Source organism: Lelliottia sp. SL45, assembly GCF_026672535.1.
GTDB classification, from domain to species: domain Bacteria; phylum Pseudomonadota; class Gammaproteobacteria; order Enterobacterales; family Enterobacteriaceae; genus Enterobacter; species Enterobacter nimipressuralis.
Genome location: NZ_JAPPRH010000003.1, coordinates 1532319 through 1547786 on the forward strand (window position 1 = coordinate 1532319; position 15468 = coordinate 1547786).

The 15468-nt window shown below is 54.9% G+C and carries 15 protein-coding genes; 6 read left to right on the forward strand and 9 right to left on the reverse strand.

Going from position 1 to position 15468, the window contains the following annotated elements:
• Nucleotides 1-138 precede the first annotated feature (138 nt).
• On the reverse strand, nt 139-1341 hold the full coding sequence (locus tag OVA10_RS13415) for an NAD(P)/FAD-dependent oxidoreductase (RefSeq protein WP_123427879.1): 1203 nt from the start codon (nt 1339-1341) through the stop codon (nt 139-141).
• 211 nt (nt 1342-1552) lie between these two features.
• Between OVA10_RS13415 and OVA10_RS13420 the strand changes: the two genes are divergently transcribed.
• Complete coding sequence (locus tag OVA10_RS13420; RefSeq protein ID WP_129035283.1) at nt 1553-2062, forward strand: RrF2 family transcriptional regulator; 510 nt, start codon at nt 1553-1555, stop codon at nt 2060-2062.
• Nucleotides 2063-2067: 5 nt separating this feature from the next.
• Here OVA10_RS13420 and adhP read toward each other — a convergent pair whose 3' ends face one another.
• Nucleotides 2068-3078: an alcohol dehydrogenase AdhP gene (adhP, locus tag OVA10_RS13425; protein ID WP_100780117.1), complete on the reverse strand. Its 1011-nt coding sequence runs from the start codon at nt 3076-3078 to the stop codon at nt 2068-2070.
• A 272-nt stretch (nt 3079-3350) separates the two neighbouring features.
• On the opposite strand from adhP, the gene OVA10_RS13430 reads away from it, so the two are divergent.
• Nucleotides 3351-3950: an inorganic diphosphatase gene (locus tag OVA10_RS13430; RefSeq protein ID WP_268196127.1), complete on the forward strand. Its 600-nt coding sequence runs from the start codon at nt 3351-3353 to the stop codon at nt 3948-3950.
• 37 nt (nt 3951-3987) lie between these two features.
• Here OVA10_RS13430 and OVA10_RS13435 read toward each other — a convergent pair whose 3' ends face one another.
• From OVA10_RS13435 to OVA10_RS13460, 6 genes are all read right to left on the reverse strand, one after another.
• Nucleotides 3988-5697: an ABC-F family ATP-binding cassette domain-containing protein gene (locus OVA10_RS13435; protein ID WP_268196128.1), complete on the reverse strand. Its 1710-nt coding sequence runs from the start codon at nt 5695-5697 to the stop codon at nt 3988-3990.
• Between the two features lie 338 nt (nt 5698-6035).
• Nucleotides 6036-7733, reverse strand: coding sequence for an NAD-dependent malic enzyme (locus tag OVA10_RS13440; protein WP_102103746.1), 1698 nt, complete (start codon nt 7731-7733; stop codon nt 6036-6038).
• A 175-nt stretch (nt 7734-7908) separates the two neighbouring features.
• A complete protein-coding gene (sra, locus tag OVA10_RS13445; RefSeq protein ID WP_102103745.1) occupies nt 7909-8046 on the reverse strand; it encodes a stationary-phase-induced ribosome-associated protein in 138 nt (45 codons plus the stop codon).
• Nucleotides 8047-8142: 96 nt separating this feature from the next.
• Entirely contained in the window at nt 8143-8358 is a 216-nt protein-coding gene (gene bdm / locus OVA10_RS13450; RefSeq protein ID WP_100780123.1) for a biofilm-dependent modulation protein, read from the reverse strand.
• A 139-nt stretch (nt 8359-8497) separates the two neighbouring features.
• Nucleotides 8498-9019, reverse strand: a complete 522-nt coding sequence (locus tag OVA10_RS13455) for a VOC family protein (protein WP_268196129.1) — start codon at nt 9017-9019, stop codon at nt 8498-8500.
• Nucleotides 9020-9070: 51 nt separating this feature from the next.
• Nucleotides 9071-9922: a Vmh family MBL fold metallo-hydrolase gene (locus tag OVA10_RS13460; protein ID WP_268196890.1), complete on the reverse strand. Its 852-nt coding sequence runs from the start codon at nt 9920-9922 to the stop codon at nt 9071-9073.
• A gap of 113 nt (nt 9923-10035) precedes the next feature.
• On the opposite strand from OVA10_RS13460, the gene OVA10_RS13465 reads away from it, so the two are divergent.
• The gene (locus OVA10_RS13465) at nt 10036-10917 is read left to right on the forward strand and encodes a LysR family transcriptional regulator (protein ID WP_268196130.1); all 882 of its coding nucleotides are present in this window, start codon (nt 10036-10038) and stop codon (nt 10915-10917) included.
• Nucleotides 10918-11004: 87 nt separating this feature from the next.
• Complete coding sequence (locus tag OVA10_RS13470) at nt 11005-11433, forward strand: OsmC family protein (RefSeq protein WP_100780129.1); 429 nt, start codon at nt 11005-11007, stop codon at nt 11431-11433.
• A 26-nt stretch (nt 11434-11459) separates the two neighbouring features.
• Here OVA10_RS13470 and OVA10_RS13475 read toward each other — a convergent pair whose 3' ends face one another.
• Nucleotides 11460-12278, reverse strand: coding sequence for a mannuronate-specific alginate lyase (locus OVA10_RS13475; protein WP_268196131.1), 819 nt, complete (start codon nt 12276-12278; stop codon nt 11460-11462).
• A gap of 234 nt (nt 12279-12512) precedes the next feature.
• Between OVA10_RS13475 and OVA10_RS13480 the strand changes: the two genes are divergently transcribed.
• Nucleotides 12513-13994, forward strand: coding sequence for an alpha/beta hydrolase (locus OVA10_RS13480; RefSeq protein ID WP_268196132.1), 1482 nt, complete (start codon nt 12513-12515; stop codon nt 13992-13994).
• Nucleotides 13995-14175: 181 nt separating this feature from the next.
• Nucleotides 14176-15390: a diguanylate phosphodiesterase gene (locus OVA10_RS13485; RefSeq protein WP_268196133.1), complete on the forward strand. Its 1215-nt coding sequence runs from the start codon at nt 14176-14178 to the stop codon at nt 15388-15390.
• The last annotated feature ends 78 nt before the right edge of the window (nt 15391-15468 follow it).

Below are 15468 nucleotides of genomic sequence, written 5' to 3' on the forward strand. Positions count from 1 at the left end.
AATTCCTTTGTTATCTTCGTTTTAGCGTCGGATTCATCATCGGGCGCAGCTGAAAACAAAGGAACAAAGGAATTGAGATAAGGATTGCCGGAAATCGGAAATATACAAGCCGCCCTCGGTCAGGAGCGGATGAACTCTTTACACAAATTTCGCCAGCGGATCCGCTGCTGCAAAGGCAACTGCGCGATTGGCCGCGGGTGGATAGATCAGTTCGTTGGTGATGGCAATTTTGAGTTTTTTCGCCTCTTCACGGACCAGTTTCACCTCTTGCTCCCAGCCCTCGGTGTACACCGCGCCCCAGGCACCGAGATCGAGGCAAGTGACATAATTCACCTGGCGATACGGGTAGGGCTCGACGTTCAGCAGGCTGGCAGCGGCGTTGTGTCCGGCAAATTTTCCGAGCTGGATCGCATGCTGACAGGTCATCAGCGCCGTATTCCCCACATCATCCGTTTTCGCATGGGCGGTATCGCCGGTGGCGAAGACGTCCGGGTGCGCAGGGATTTGCAGCAGTTCATTCACCCGCAGACGCGCCTGAGCGTCGCGCTCGCCGTCAATCTGAGTCGTCAACGGATGAGCTTCCACGCCAGCGGTCCAGACCACGGTGGCAGCGTCAATGCGTTCGCCACTCTTCAGAATGACGCCTTGCGCATCGACCGCTTCGATTTCGCTGTTCAGACGCCACTCCACGCCCAGCTCTTCGCTGGCATTCGCAATCACATCGCGCAACGCTTCACTGTAACGACCGCCGATAACCGCACCGCGCTCAACTACGATGACTTTAGTCTGCGTATCTTCACCAAAGCGGGCACGCAAACGCGCCGGTAATTCGGTTGCCAGCTCAATGCCGGTAAACCCGCCCCCACAGACCACCACCGTGTTACGCGCCGGGGTAGAGGGCTGATGAACCAGGGCATCGAGGTGTTTTTCGAACACCTGAGCAGATTCAAGCTGATCGATATCAAAAGCAAATTCAGTCAGACCGGCCACCGCCGGGCGTTTGGCCTGGCTGCCGGTGGCCAGTACCAGGCGGTCATACGTTATGAGGGAAGTGTTGCCCTGGCTGTCGCGATACCACACGGCTTTCTCTTTGGTATCAATGCGTTCTGCGCTTCCCTGAATGTACTCAATGCTAAGCTCGGCAAACAGATCCGTCAGGGGAGCCACCAGTCCGGCGACGTTCTCTTCATAGAAACGCGGGCGAACGCGCAGCTCAGGTTGCGGAGCCAGCACGCTAATACGCAGATCGGTGCTCCCGTTCAGCGCCGCCAGGCGCGCTGCGCTCACCGCTGCCCACATACCGGAAAAACCACTGCCCACAATTAAAATATGCTTTTTCATTTTCGATCCTTTTGCTCATCAGGCTTTGTGTCTGACCTGACTGCAACTATACTTGTCGGAGTTAACTCCGACAACTTTTTTCTGAGTTAGCGAGCAAGCGCATGTGAGACGAGCTAAAAATCAGTGAGTTAACTGGGGAGGGAGTCATGGGCTATTTTTCCGCTCACGAACGCGGCTATAATAACCACGAATAATGAGAGCGGAGTTAATCATGGCCTTTTACAGTTCCGGTGTGGAGTACGCCATTCATAGTCTGATGTGCATGGTAGATGCCAAAGGCAACGAGCGAGAGTTGAGCGTCCGGGAGATGGCGGAACTGCAGGGTGTGCCTTACGACTATCTGGGCAAAATCTTTACTCGTCTTTCGCGGGCGGGGCTGGTCAACAGCACGGAAGGCAAGGGCGGCGGGTTTAAACTCGCGCGTCCGGCAGAACTCATTTCAGTGCTGGATGTGGTGCATGCCATTGATGGCGAGAAGAATATGTTTGAATGTCGGGAAGTGCGCCAGCGGTTGGCGGTGTTTGATGAAGCTCCACCGGCCTGGGTTTGCGACGGGCCATGCGGCGTGCGTTCGGTGATGGACAGCGCCCAACAGCGGATGGAAGAAGAACTGGCGCGCCACACCATTCTCGATCTGGCGCGCAAAATGTACCGTAAAGCACCCGATACATTCCTGATTGACGTACAGGACTGGATTACGGATCGCCGCAGCCCGTCCTGAATCCATTAAGAACGGAAATCAATCACCATACGGCCACGGATCTGGCCTTGTTCCATCTCTTTGAAAATCGCGTTGATGTCGCCGAGCGGTCGCATCGTGACTTTCGGTACCACTTTGCCTTCGGCGGCAAACTGGAAGGCTTCGACCAGATCCTGACGGGTCCCCACCAGCGAACCGACCACCTGAATTCCATCCAGTACCAGACGTGGAATATCCAGGCTCATGGCTTCTGGCGGCAGACCGACAGCCACCACACGGCCACCGGCACGCACCGCATCGACCGCAGAGTTAAACGCGGCTTTCGCCACCGCGGTGACGACCGCAGAATGCGCTCCGCCGGTTTTTTCCTGAATCACTTTCGCCGCATCTTCATTGCGGGAGTTGATCGTCAGATCGGCACCCATGTCGGCGGCCAGTTTCAGCTGCGCATCATTCACGTCGATGGCAATGACTTTGGCATTAAAGACGTTTTTCGCGTATTGCAGCGCCAGGTTGCCCAGCCCACCCAGACCGTAGATCGCAATCCACTGGCCCGGTTTGATGTGGGAAATTTTCACCGCTTTATAGGTGGTGACGCCAGCGCAGGTGATGCTGCTGGCCGCCGCGGATTCCAGGCCGTCCGGCACTTTTACCGCATAATCGGCGGTCACGATGCACTCTTCAGCCATCCCACCATCAACGGAATACCCGGCGTTTTTCACGTCGCGACACAGGGTTTCGTTGCCAGAGTTACAGTATTCACAATGACCGCAGCCCTGGAAGAACCAGGCCACGCTTGCGCGATCGCCCACTTTCAGAGAGGTGACGCCAGGACCGATTTGTTTGACGATGCCAATCCCTTCATGGCCGAGGATCACCCCGGTTTTATCGCCAAAATCGCCGTTCTTCACGTGAAGATCCGTGTGGCAGACGCCACAGCATTCCATCTTCAGCAGCGCTTCGCCGTGTTGCAGCGCGCGCAGGGTTTTATCGGTGACATTAACCTGATGATCTTGAGTAACGACAGCAGCCTTCATATGTATCTCCATGTTCATGTTCGGTATCTGCATAGCCAGTAAAAAAGATGAGAATCGTTCTTACTCCTTAAGGATTAATGCTTTGGCGGTTTTATACAAGGGCGGGGCAACATAATGTAATAATTTCGTTGTCATTCAGGCGATTAAAGCATCAATAAACCCTTCAAGCCCTGAATACAGGTGGGGATGAGGAACTGACAAAAAAACGTCATGGTTCTGTCATCTGGAAAACGTAACGTGTTGGCTTCCCAATAACCGAAGAGTTAAAAGACATGAAGCTGTTCAAAACCTTACTGGCCGTTAGCATTCTCCTTTCCGCCTCTGTGCAGGCGCAAAATATCCTGGAATTCCCACAGCCGGAAAATAATCCGGAAGAGTTTTATGCCGTCACCGAAATCCCGGCGGGCGGTATCATCAAATATGAAACCGATGCCAAAACCGGTTTTATTATTGCCGATCGTTTCCAGTCGATGCCGGTGGCTTATCCGGCTAACTATGGTTCCCTCACGCAGTCCCTTGCAGGGGATGGCGATCCGCTGGACGTGATTTTCTACACCCGCGCGCCAATGGCACCGGGTACGCTTATCAAACTGCGTGCGATTGGCGTGCTGAAAATGGTGGATGGCGGGGATAAAGACGACAAAATTGTGGCTGTCCCGGCGAGCAAAATCGACCCAACCTACGACGACATTAAAGAGCTGAGCGATCTGCCGAAAATCGAAGTGCAGCGCCTCGAATCCTTTTTCCGCGTCTATAAAGAGCTGCCGGAAGGGCGTAAAAAAGTGGATCTGAATGGCTTTAACGATGCCGCGACCGCGAAGCAGGAAATCAAACAGGCGTGGGACGCCTGGAAAGCAAAAAAACCGCAATAATAAACTGGCCCGGCTGAACGTGCAGCCGGGCGCAGGGTTACAGCTGTGCTTCTAGCCGGGCAATCTCCTCGCGCCACTGTTGCTGAAGCTGAGGTTTTTGATGCTTCGACTTACGCGCCATATCCTCAGCCAGCAGCGTCTCCAGCGCCACCAGTCTTTCGAGCAGATCGTCAAACTCTGTCGGCGCTGATTGCGCTGTATTGGCGGACACGTCAGGTGGGGTTAATCCGCTGCTTTCCCGCAGACGGGCAAACACCGCTTCGGCGTCATGCCATTCGCTGAGCCTGCCGTCCTCAATCAGCCAGAAGCGGTTACAGCTCTGGCTGATGAGCTGCCTGTCGTGACTCACCAGCAGCACGCCGCCTTCAAACTGTTGCAGCGTTTCGGCCAGCGCCTCTTTCCCTTCCATATCCAGGTGGTTGGTCGGCTCATCAAGCATCAGCAGGCTGTAACGGGCGAGCGTCAGGCCGACAAACAGCAGGCGAGAACGTTCGCCGCCGCTGAGGGTACTGACTTTCTGCCCGTGGCGCATCCACGGAAAACCGGCGCTGATGAGTGCCATTTTGCGCACCTGCGGGTCTGGCGCGAACGGCTCCAGCGCCTCCAGCAGCGGGGCATCGTCCGGCAGTTGGTGCAGCGTCTGGTCGTAGTAGCCCAGGGTCAAGCGGGGATGGATTTTCAGTTCATCCGTCGACTGTTCTGTGACAAATTGCCGCCAGATAAGCTTCATCAGCGAGGATTTCCCGCAGCCGTTACGGCCCATAATCGCCACGCGGTCGCCGCTCTTAAGCCTCGCGATATCCACGTCAAACAGCGCGGGCAAGCCGGGCACCGGAGGGACGGGAAGATGCGTCATCTCCAGCAACCGGTCGGCACGCAGCGCATCGCCACGCAGTGTTAACGTCCACGGACTGCCCGCCGTGAGATCGGTCTGGCTCTCTTTCAGGCGTTCGACCTGTTTTTCCATCTGTTTCGCTTTGCGGGCGAGATCTTCGTTGTCGTAGACCTTGCCCCAGGTCGCCAGCCGTTTGGCGCTGGCCGCAACGCGGTCGATCTCTTTTTGCTCGGCCTTATGCCGCTGGGCATCGCTTTCGTCTTTTGCGGCCAGCGCCTGACGGGCGGCGGAGCAAGGGAGGGCGAAGCTGTGCAGCGTTTTATCGCGCAGAATCCAGCTGCCGTTGGTGACGGCATCGAGCAGCTGTCGGTCATGGGACACCAGCACAAAGCTGCCGGACCAGTTCTGTAAAAACTGCTCCAGCCAGAGCATGGTTGGCAGATCGAGGTGGTTGCTGGGTTCATCCAGCAGGAGCAGGTCGGGATCGCTGATTAACGCCCGCGCCAGCAGCAGCCGTGTGTGCTGCCCGCCGCTCAGGGTCGACGACTGTAAGGCCATATCCTGCGCGGTAAAACCCATACCGCCAAGCAACGTTTCGGCGCGCCAGCGCAGGCTGTCGCGTTCCGCTGCGGGCAGTTGCGCCAGCACGGCGTCGAGCATTGACAGAGGATAAATCGATTCCGGCAGATGCTGCTCCACGCGTGCCATCAGGCAGTGGCCGGCGAGCGCTACCGTGCCGACAGAAGGGGACTCCGTGCCATCGAGGATCTTCAGCAGGGTACTTTTACCGCAGCCGTTATCGCCCAGCAGACCAATGCGGTCGCCTTTTTTCAGGGTAAAGGAGAGCGAGTCGAAAAGGGTGTTAAACGCTGTTTCAACGCGGAGAGATTGTGCAGTTAGTAATGTGCTCATTGTTGCTTACTCAAGTGTTACAGGCATGGAAATGCCTCGTCAAACATCGCTGACGATAACTCAGTAAGCCCGAGGGAAGGGATTCAGGTGTGGGTGTCTTCGCTCAAGCAGAAGTTATCGCAGCACGATACCGATAACGCTTGAGCTGGTGCGATCACCAAATGTATGTGAAACATTGAAAATTTCACTATACAGCATAATTAGCCTCCTTATTTATTCAGTGGGTTTATGGATGAAGGGAGTGTAGCGGGGTTTTACAGACCCGGCAAGCAGAGTGCCACCGGGCCTGGCGTTTGCCGGGTGGCGTTGTGCTACCCGGCGACTTACAGAGGGAAGGTTTAAATCGAGGTACGACGATAGTTCCGGTATTCCGGCATCCAGAAGTTGTCGTCGATGGCCTGCTGCAATGCATCGGCGGAGGTTTTCACCGCCACACCCTGTTGCTGCGCCATTTTGCCGACCGCAAAGGCAATCGCCCGCGATACGGTATGGATATCCTTCAGTTCTGGCAGCACCAGACCTTCGCCGTTGGTCACCAGCGGAGAGTGCTTGGCCAGGGTTTCGCTGGCAGACATCAGCATTTCGTCCGTAATGCGCGACGCACCGGATGCGATCACACCCAGACCAATTCCCGGGAAGATATAGGAGTTGTTGCACTGCGCGATGGGGTAGATTTTGTCCTTCCACACTACCGGATCAAACGGGCTGCCGGTCGCGACCAGCGCATTGCCTTCCGTCCATGCGATGATGTCCTGCGGCGTAGCTTCGACGCGAGAGGTCGGGTTAGAGAGCGGCATCACGATAGGGCGCGGGCAGTGTTTGTGCATTTCGCGGATGATCTCTTCCGTGAACAGCCCGGTTTGCCCCGAAACGCCGATCAGAATATCCGGCTTCACGTTGCGCACCACGTCCAGCAGGGAGAGCACTTCGTTATCCGTATCCCAGTTTTTCAGGTTTTCGCGTTTCTGCACCAGTTTGGTCTGGAACGGCAGCAGGTTAGGCATTCCGTCGGTCAGCAGACCGAAGCGATCGACCATAAACACCCGCGACCGGGCCAGCTCTTCGCTTAAGCCTTCGCGCTGGGTTTGCGCGATGATCTGTTCTGCGATCCCACAGCCGGCAGAGCCTGCACCGAGGAAAACAATTTTCTGGTAGCTCAGCTGGCTGCCAGCCGCGCGGCTGGCGGCGATCAGCGTGCCGACGGTCACCGCTGCGGTGCCCTGAATGTCATCGTTGAAAGAGCAGATCTCATCGCGATAGCGGTTGAGCAGCGGCATGGCGTTTTTCTGCGCGAAGTCTTCGAACTGCAGCAGCACGTCTGGCCAGCGGTGTTTTACGGCCTGGATGAAGTCGTCGACGAACTGATAATACTCATCGTCCGTTACGCGCGGATGGCGCCAGCCCATATACAGCGGATCGTTCAGCAGCTGTTGGTTATTGGTGCCGACATCCAGCACCACCGGCAGCGTATACGCCGGGCTGATGCCTCCGCAGGCGGTATAGAGCGAAAGTTTGCCGATAGGAATACCCATGCCGCCGATACCCTGGTCGCCGAGGCCCAGAATACGCTCGCCGTCCGTCACCACGATCACTTTGATGTTGTGGTTCGGCACGTTTTGCAGGATGTCATCCATGTTGTGGCGGTTCTGGTAGGAGATAAACACGCCGCGCGAACGACGGTAGATCTCGGAGAAGCGCTCACAGGCCGCCCCGACGGTCGGGGTGTAAATCACCGGCATCATCTCTTCGAGGTGATTTTGCACGAGACGGTAAAAGAGGGTTTCGTTGGTGTCCTGGATGTTACGCAGATAGATGTGTTTGTCGATTTCGGTTTTGAAGCCCTGGTACTGGATCCAGGCGCGTTCGGCTTGCTCTTCGATGGTTTCGACCACTTCCGGCAGCAGGCCAAGCAGGTTAAAACTGCTGCGCTCTTCCGCGCTGAAGGCGCTGCCTTTATTCAGCAGCGGGAACTCCAGCAGTACCGGCCCCGCGTAGGGGATATAAAGGGAACGATGATGTTTTGCTTTGTTGTCCATGTCACTCACTCGATTTTTTGAATATCCGTCCCTGGCACTGCGTATTGTCATCTTTCTGGCTTGCTGGCAGGGCGACGTCGACTGGCATTATAAAGGAGCTAAATGTTAATTACCGCAACACACAAACAAAAACACCATCGGTTTTGCCGATGGTGTCGTGATTCAGTGACGTGAATTATTTGTCTGCGTGGCGTTTTCTGCCGTGCGTGTGGGTGACTACCGTTTCGTTGCTGCCCTCGATCACCACTTTACGTTGGTTAGACAGCTTATAGTTCAGTCCCAGAATGTGACGTGCCTGACGGTTCGATTTCATGTTAACTCCTCAATCCTGTTGATAGTTTTAAGGACCAGTTTGCTTTCGCAAACGAAATGTAACCCCTTAGGTTGCAGATCCAGCATAGCAGGTATTTTACAGGGGGCGATGTTGACCACTCACAACGTAGTTAATGGTCTGCTGGTAGATATCACTGAGGATGTCATTATCTGAGGCCTCAACCCAGCGGGTGAGTTCCATTAAAATGTCATCTTCAGTGACCGCGCCATGCTCGGCGCGCAGGCCCTGTTCAATCGCATTCACCAGGGCCGGTTGTGCGGAATGAGTATTTGCTGAGTAATGTGTAAACATGCTGCCTCCGTGTCGTTATCTGTTTAATAATCCGGTACGCAATTCATAATTCACATTCAGAATGGCAAATATTCTTCCCGCTGTGGTTCAGATTCATCCTGGAAATAAAAATATCATATTTAACGTTTTTTTCGTTAACTCAGGGTTTCCAGCGACGCAGATTCGTATATTTTTCGTAGGGCATCGGGGACGGCCATGAAATCAATTCAACCACGCTTCCCCAGGGGGTTTTACCGTAGCAAAAGGCATTGCCTTCGCCACGTTCAGCGGGGAATGAAAGGGGTTTTGGCTCGGTAAACATCTCGCCGCCAGCAGCGGTAAAGCACGCTATGGCACGTGCAAAATCATCAACATAGACAGCGAAGTGTTGCAGGCCAAAATCACTGGGACGGGCAGCGGATTGCTGTTCTGGGCCGTGCATTTCAAACAGTTCAATACCTGGGCCATGAGGCATTGCCAGCATCCTGATAGCGCGGACTTTGGTCCCTGGAAATAGCCTCAAGGTATTTTCCTGGGCTTCGTCATCAATATTTTCACTGCCAGGATCTGCTGAACGATATATCACTTTTGATGCGAACGCTTTCTCAAAAAATAACGTGGCTTGTTCAATGTCAGGAACCGTAATACCAATGTGGTCAATTCCTCTTACTGAGGGTTGCATAATCATCTCCTGCTATAAAAAGAATAAATATAGCAGGAGACCGTTAGCCTGTTACCACTTCATTTCGCCGGTATTGACCTTCGCGCTCAATTCCAGGGAGCTGACTTCGGCAAGATCCGACCACTGTTTTTTCATGGTGTCGATCACGCCAGTTGACGCTTTATGCGCCGCCAGCGCCTGCTCAAATTGCTGCAGGTAGGTGCGGGTAAAATCGATGGCGGCGGTACCGGCAGGCGGGGTACCGAGGTAATGGCCTGGGATAACGCGCTCGGGTTTGTGCGCGGCCATTTCATCCAGGGTGTACAACCACTGCTGGCGGCTGGCTTTGGTTTGCGTGTCTGCCGTCCAGAGGTGAATGCCCGATGAGATGCCCGTACCGCCGAGAATGGCTTTGGCCGACGGGATCCATACGTAGGCGGCGTAGCTGTCTGCCTGCTCGATATCGATTTTCTCGCCGTCCACCATAAAGGTGGTTGATGCAATCACTTGCGGGACAATCAGTTCTGACGGCGCGCCGTCCTTCATCTGTGGCCCCCAGAAGGCCAGTTTGGCATCTTTGGTAGCCTTGATGTGATCCACCACCGCCTGGGTCGCCACCACTTTGGCATTCGGGAAGGCTTTCACCAGCGGCTGAAGGCCGAAGTAGAAATCCGGATCGCCGGAGGTAATCACAATCTTGCTGAGGGTTTTACCGCTGCGACGCACTTTCTCGACCAGCTGCTCGCCATCTTTGACGCTGAACTGCGCATCGAACAGCACGGCCTCTTTCGGCCCGGAAACCAGCGTCGAAGAGACGGCGAAGATACCTTTCTCCTGTGGGTTATAGGTATCCAGCGTTAAGGGCGCGGCAAAAACAGCGGGTGTGAAGAGGGCGCACAGTAGGGCAAGGCGATTGAGCTTCATCATTTTGTCTCGGTAGTGTCGGAAAGTCTCTATTGTACGGATCTCTCGATTTGCCAGAATTCCTGAAACAAGACATGCTTAGTTTCATAAATCGAGCAGATGGAGTCATAACAATGGATCGCGTGATTGCCGCCCAGGTCTATAACCGTATTTGCGAGCTGGGGAGTCTGAGCGCTGCGGCCCGCGCGCTGGGCATTTCTCGCCCGATGGTAAGCCGTTATCTGGAGCAAATGGAGAAATGGGCCGGAACGCGGCTGGTGCATCGCTCCACGCGTAAGCTCACCCTGACGCCTGCCGGGGAAAAGGTCTTGCAGAAAACCCGCAATCTCACACGGCTGTCGCAGGAGATTGAGGATCAGTCCTCCCGTGAAACGCCGTCCGGCACGCTGCGCGTAGCCTGCGCCCACTTCACGGCGATGCAGATTGTCGCCCCGATGCTGCCGGATTTTCTGACGCGTCATGCCAAAGTGCGCGTCGAAATGGACGTTAATAATCATCCCGTCAGCCTGGTGGGTGAGCGCATCGACGTGGCGATCCGCATTACCGACAACCCGGAACCTGGAATGATCGCCCGCCGTCTGGGTGAGTGCCGCTCGGTGCTTTGCGCCTCGCCAGAGTATCTGGCTGACCACGGCACGCCGCAAAGCCTTGAGGATCTCGCGCAACACAACTGCCTGCATTACAGCTTCTTTGCCGGACAGTCATGGAATTTTCTCACCGACGCGGGAGAGGTCGTTTCCGTTGCGGTGAGCGGCAATCTGAGCGCCAGTATTTCGTCGCTGCTGATGGAGGCCGCCATCCAGCACTGCGGGATCGCAATGCTGCCGGCGTGGGAAGCGCAGCCCGCGCTGGAGTGCGGCAAGCTGGTTCCCGTCCTCAGCGCATTCACGCCGAAACCGATCGGCATTTTTGGGATCTATCAGTCCAGGGATTATCAGCCTGCGGCCCAGCGCTTATTCCTGGATGCATTGAGCGAGTCGTTGATGACGAAGTGAGCAAACGCCTAAGAGTGTTCCGTGTTCCTCTCACATTGGTGTTGACGTTCTATACTTAATCCTTTGTAAGCCAAAAGGAGAGCAATAATGACGATTCATAAGCACGGTTCGGCACACTGGTCTGGCGATATTAAACGCGGCAAAGGAACGGTTTCTACGGAAAGCGGCGTCCTGAATCAACAACCTTACGGCTTTAATACCCGTTTCGAAGGCGAGAAAGGGACCAACCCGGAAGAGCTGATTGGCGCAGCGCATGCCGCCTGTTTCTCAATGGCGCTGTCACTGATGCTGGGAGAGGCGGGTTACACCGCGGATTCCATCGATACCACGGCGGATGTATCGCTGGATAAAACTGACGGCGGCTTTGCGATCACCAAAATCGCGCTGCAAAGCAAGGTAACCGTACCAGGCATTGAGCCACAGCAGTTCGACGGCATTATTCAGAAGGCGAAAGCCGGATGTCCGGTCTCTCAGGTTCTTAAAGCGGAAATCACGCTGGATTATAAACTGAACTAATCTCTGCAAAGCCGGGCGCTGCCCGGCTATTGTGCGTAGATGAGCGTTAACTGACCGCCGAGACGGCGGTTTTTTATTGGGCGCAGTCTGTCTCTTCGCGCAAGCGTGACGCTGTCACATTTCGTCAGGTCACAATATGGCTCTAACCACTCATCATGGGTGTCGTGCGTCAGGACATATCCCGCGAGCCTTTTGAGCGCACTACGGTTTTGCTGGGTGATATCCACCTGATTAGCTTTCGCAAAGCTTGCGATCATCACCAGCGGCTGAAGGGCATAGTGATGATAGGCCACGGCGCGTGGGCCGCGCTTTTGTTCGTTGGGTAATATGCCGTTCGCGGTAATCTGGCTTGCCGCGATGCGGTACTCTTTCAACGACCAGTCGAAGAGATCCCGGCGATCGAGCGCGACCGACGCCGCCATCACTGACCATGCGGCCCAGTAGCTGTGATTATTGGTTTTAGAAAGGGGTAGACCGTCCCAGTCCTCTTTCACCTGATCGGCAAGCAACGACAACCAGCGCGTCGTCGCACCATCGTCTTTTGCCGGTGCGTTCAGTTCAATCCAGCTGGTGGCGAGTGTCGCCAGCGCCCATTTACGCATCGACCGCCCGGTGTGGTTGGTTTGCGTCGAGGTTAACGCCCCGGCGTTTGCCCAGCTCGTAAAGCCATTCAGAACACACTCCCGCGTTTTCTCATCGCCGCTCTGTTTATAGCGCCAGACCATGTCGGCAATCCCGCGTTCAAAATCGGTTATGGCCTTTGTCTGGGCGCGAAAATCGCTTTCCGCCTGAGGGTTTAGCGTCGCGCGAGCGCTGTCCGACCCGTCGTATTTACTGCGAAACACAAGATTGCCGGTGTACGGCGCGGGGAGAGGAACACATTTGCCTTGCAGTCTGTGCGGCTGGGCTTTGACAAAACCGGGGGGCGGCACGAGCGGCGCCGAAAAAACAGACATGGGCAGAAGCAGCAGAACGAGTGTCAGACGCATCAAATGACTGTACGCCAGGATTGCACTTTTGGCATCGTGCGTTATCTCTTTTAAGATAGGTCCTTATTTTTTACAGAAAGAGAGACGGGAATGGCTAATCTGCCGTGGCGGATACGGGTGCGTATGTGGGCATTGATGAAACGTGCCGCTATGGTGCTGGGAATTGTGCTGATCGTGCTGCTGGCGGTGCGGGTCTATAAGACCGAAACCGGCCCGGCGCTGCATCCCTGGCATACTTGGACGGCGCACGAGATGTCTGTGCAGGAGGTTGATCGCGCCAGTTTCAATGATTATCTGACGCGCGAAACGGCGATTTTCCACGATCTGCAAACGGACGTGACGGACAAACTGGATAAAGCGGATCAGACGCCGCTGAACCGCTATTATCGTCACAGCCCTATGTGGCCGGGGCAGTTTCCCGATGACGGCAATCGTTCGTTTGTGCTGATGCCGGAAGGTAAACCGCAAGGCGCCGTTGTGCTGTTGCACGGGCTGACGGATTCGCCCTATAGCGTACGCAGTATCGCCGTTGATTATCAACAGCGCGGGTTTGTGGCCGTTGCGCCACGACTACCAGGACACGGTACGGCACCGGGTGCGCTAACCCATATCGACTGGGAAGCGTGGCTGGCCGTGGCGCGTATGGCGGTTCGCGAAGCCACGCGTCTTGCGGGCAGCGATGTGCCTCTGCATCTGGTGGGCTATTCCAACGGCGGGGCGCTGGCGATGAAATATGCTCTCGACGCCAATGACGATCCCCGTCTTCGCAAACCGCAACAGCTGATCCTGCTGTCTCCGATGATCCGCGTCCACGCGTTTGCGCGTTTTGCCGGTCTGGCGGGTTTACCCGCGCTGTTACCGTCGTTTGCCAAAGCGGCGTGGCTCAGCGTTCTGCCCGAATATAATCCGTTTAAATACAACTCCTTTCCGGTGAATGCCGCACGCCAGTCCTGGCAGTTAACCCAGGCTTTGCAAAAGCAGCTCAACAATCAGGTGCGCCAGAATAAACTGGCCTCGTTCCCGCCGGTGCTGGCATTCCAGTCGGTGATGGACTCCACTGTCAGCACGCGCGGGGTGGTCGATTCGCTGTTTAATCTGCTGCCGGAGAACGGGAGCGAGCTGGTCATATTCGATATCAACCAGGCGAGCACGCTGCGCCCGCTGTTCAGGCCGGGTTCGTATGTGGCGGTGAATGGACTGCTGCCGACTGCGCCGCGCCGCTTCGCGATCACGGTGGTGACCAATGCCTCTGCGCAGACGTTAAACACTGAAGCCCGCACCACGGCGCCCGGAGCGGTGAATGATACGGTTCAAACGCTCACGACGCCGTATCCACGCGATCTCTACTCCTTATCGCATGTGGCGATTCCGTTCCCGCCAACGGACGATCTGTACGGCAGCGAGCCTGTGAATCCGCACCATTACGGTATCAACCTGGGAAATTTCGCCCTGCGCGGCGAAACCTCGGTGCTGGTGGTAGGGATGGATTCGCTGATGCGCGTGACCTCAAATCCGTTTTATAGCTACATGCTGGAGAGGATTAATCAGCGAATTATCCCCGCAAAGGGATAAACGGGAAATATCCCCTGGCGGGGATAAAGAGGGCAAAGTGACAATTACTACATTTGGGCTGGTTATGTTTGTACTAAAAAATCTGAAAATGATTTGTTGAGGCAATATTATTAGTCGGCGGCTATAAATTATGATAAACAATCGCTTAAAGGCGAAATTATCATGGCGAGACTGACTTACCGTGCTGACTACACTCATTTATCGAAGCCAGTTAAATTCATCCTGTGAACCATTCGAACTCATTTCACTGGTCGAAAAAGCAAAACAGCGTAATGCCGGGCTAAACATTACCGGCATTCTGCTGTTTAACGGCGCGGAGTTTCTGCAAATCCTTGAGGGGAAAGAAGAGAACGTCGTTACGCTTTTCCAGAAAATCCGGGCTGACAAACGGCATAACGGCGTCGTGGAACTGATGCGCGATTACGGGCCACGCCGTCGCTTCGAAAACGTTGGCATGCTGCTGTTCGACCTGCAGGTAGATACGCCAAAATCCGTGCTGCAATCGGTGCTGCGCTACAGCAAACTCGAAAGCTACCTCACTTCTGAAGATCGAGTATTTAAATTCATTCAGCGCTTTATCACGCATAAAAAGCAGTCTGGTGCGAACGATGCATTTCGCCCCGAAAGCTGGAAACTGGAATCAGAACTGGCGCCTTTTGGACGAGGCGTCGAGGGGTTAATGACAAACCAGATATGCCAGTTTGCTTTCCAGCCGATTGTTGAGCCATCAGAGGGGAAAATCACCTCCCTGGAGGCGTTGATTCGCGGCAATGACGGGGGAAGCCCGGAGCGTTTCTTTAATGCCATTCATCCTGACAAACTCTATGAAATCGATCTTCAGACCAAAGCCTATGTCTTTGCGCTGGCAGAAAAAATCGGTATTGGCAGTCATAAGATCGCCATCAATCTGCTGCCAGGCTCACTAATCAATGTGCCCGATGCGGTAAGTTTCCTGCTGGAAAATATCGCGAAACACCATCTTTTGCCTGAGCAAGTGGTGGTGGAAGTGACGGAAAACGAGATGATTTCCGGCTTTAAACAGTTTAATAGCGCCATCAAACAACTGCGGGCAGCGGGGATCGGTCTGGCTATCGACGATTTCGGTTCGGGATATGCCGGGCTGTCGCTGCTCACCAAATTCCAGCCGGATAAGATCAAAATTGATCGGGAAATTGTCAGCGATATTCACCTCAGTGGCCCGAAGCAGGCGATCGTGAAATCGATTGTCAGCTGCTGTACCGATCTGGAAATTACGCTGGTGGCAGAAGGTATCGAGAAGATGGAAGAGTGGTGCTGGCTGGAATCGGCCGGGATCAGACGTTTCCAGGGCTTCCTGTTTTCCCGCCCGCAGCTCAACGGTGTCGGGGATATTCACTGGCCACTGATGACGCATTAACGCGCGATGAAATTTTTCTCTCCGCATATATAAACGCCTTGTTGTGAGAAGGGGACTGGCGATTATTGGTTCAGGAAA

Bases quoted from the DNA above. Each gene is read 5' to 3' on its own strand.
- OVA10_RS13415 (WP_123427879.1), bottom strand. From the start codon at position 1,341: ATGAAAAAGCATATTTTAATTGTGGGCAGTGGTTTTTCCGGTATGTGG.
- OVA10_RS13420 (WP_129035283.1), top strand. From the start codon at position 1,553: ATGGCCTTTTACAGTTCCGGTGTGGAGTACGCCATTCATAGTCTGATG.
- adhP (WP_100780117.1), bottom strand. From the start codon at position 3,078: ATGAAGGCTGCTGTCGTTACTCAAGATCATCAGGTTAATGTCACCGAT.
- OVA10_RS13430 (WP_268196127.1), top strand. From the start codon at position 3,351: ATGAAGCTGTTCAAAACCTTACTGGCCGTTAGCATTCTCCTTTCCGCC.
- OVA10_RS13435 (WP_268196128.1), bottom strand. From the start codon at position 5,697: ATGAGCACATTACTAACTGCACAATCTCTCCGCGTTGAAACAGCGTTT.
- OVA10_RS13440 (WP_102103746.1), bottom strand. From the start codon at position 7,733: ATGGACAACAAAGCAAAACATCATCGTTCCCTTTATATCCCCTACGCG.
- sra (WP_102103745.1), bottom strand. From the start codon at position 8,046: ATGAAATCGAACCGTCAGGCACGTCACATTCTGGGACTGAACTATAAG.
- bdm (WP_100780123.1), bottom strand. From the start codon at position 8,358: ATGTTTACACATTACTCAGCAAATACTCATTCCGCACAACCGGCCCTG.
- OVA10_RS13455 (WP_268196129.1), bottom strand. From the start codon at position 9,019: ATGCAACCCTCAGTAAGAGGAATTGACCACATTGGTATTACGGTTCCT.
- OVA10_RS13460 (WP_268196890.1), bottom strand. From the start codon at position 9,922: ATGAAGCTCAATCGCCTTGCCCTACTGTGCGCCCTCTTCACACCCGCT.
- OVA10_RS13465 (WP_268196130.1), top strand. From the start codon at position 10,036: ATGGATCGCGTGATTGCCGCCCAGGTCTATAACCGTATTTGCGAGCTG.
- OVA10_RS13470 (WP_100780129.1), top strand. From the start codon at position 11,005: ATGACGATTCATAAGCACGGTTCGGCACACTGGTCTGGCGATATTAAA.
- OVA10_RS13480 (WP_268196132.1), top strand. From the start codon at position 12,513: ATGGCTAATCTGCCGTGGCGGATACGGGTGCGTATGTGGGCATTGATG.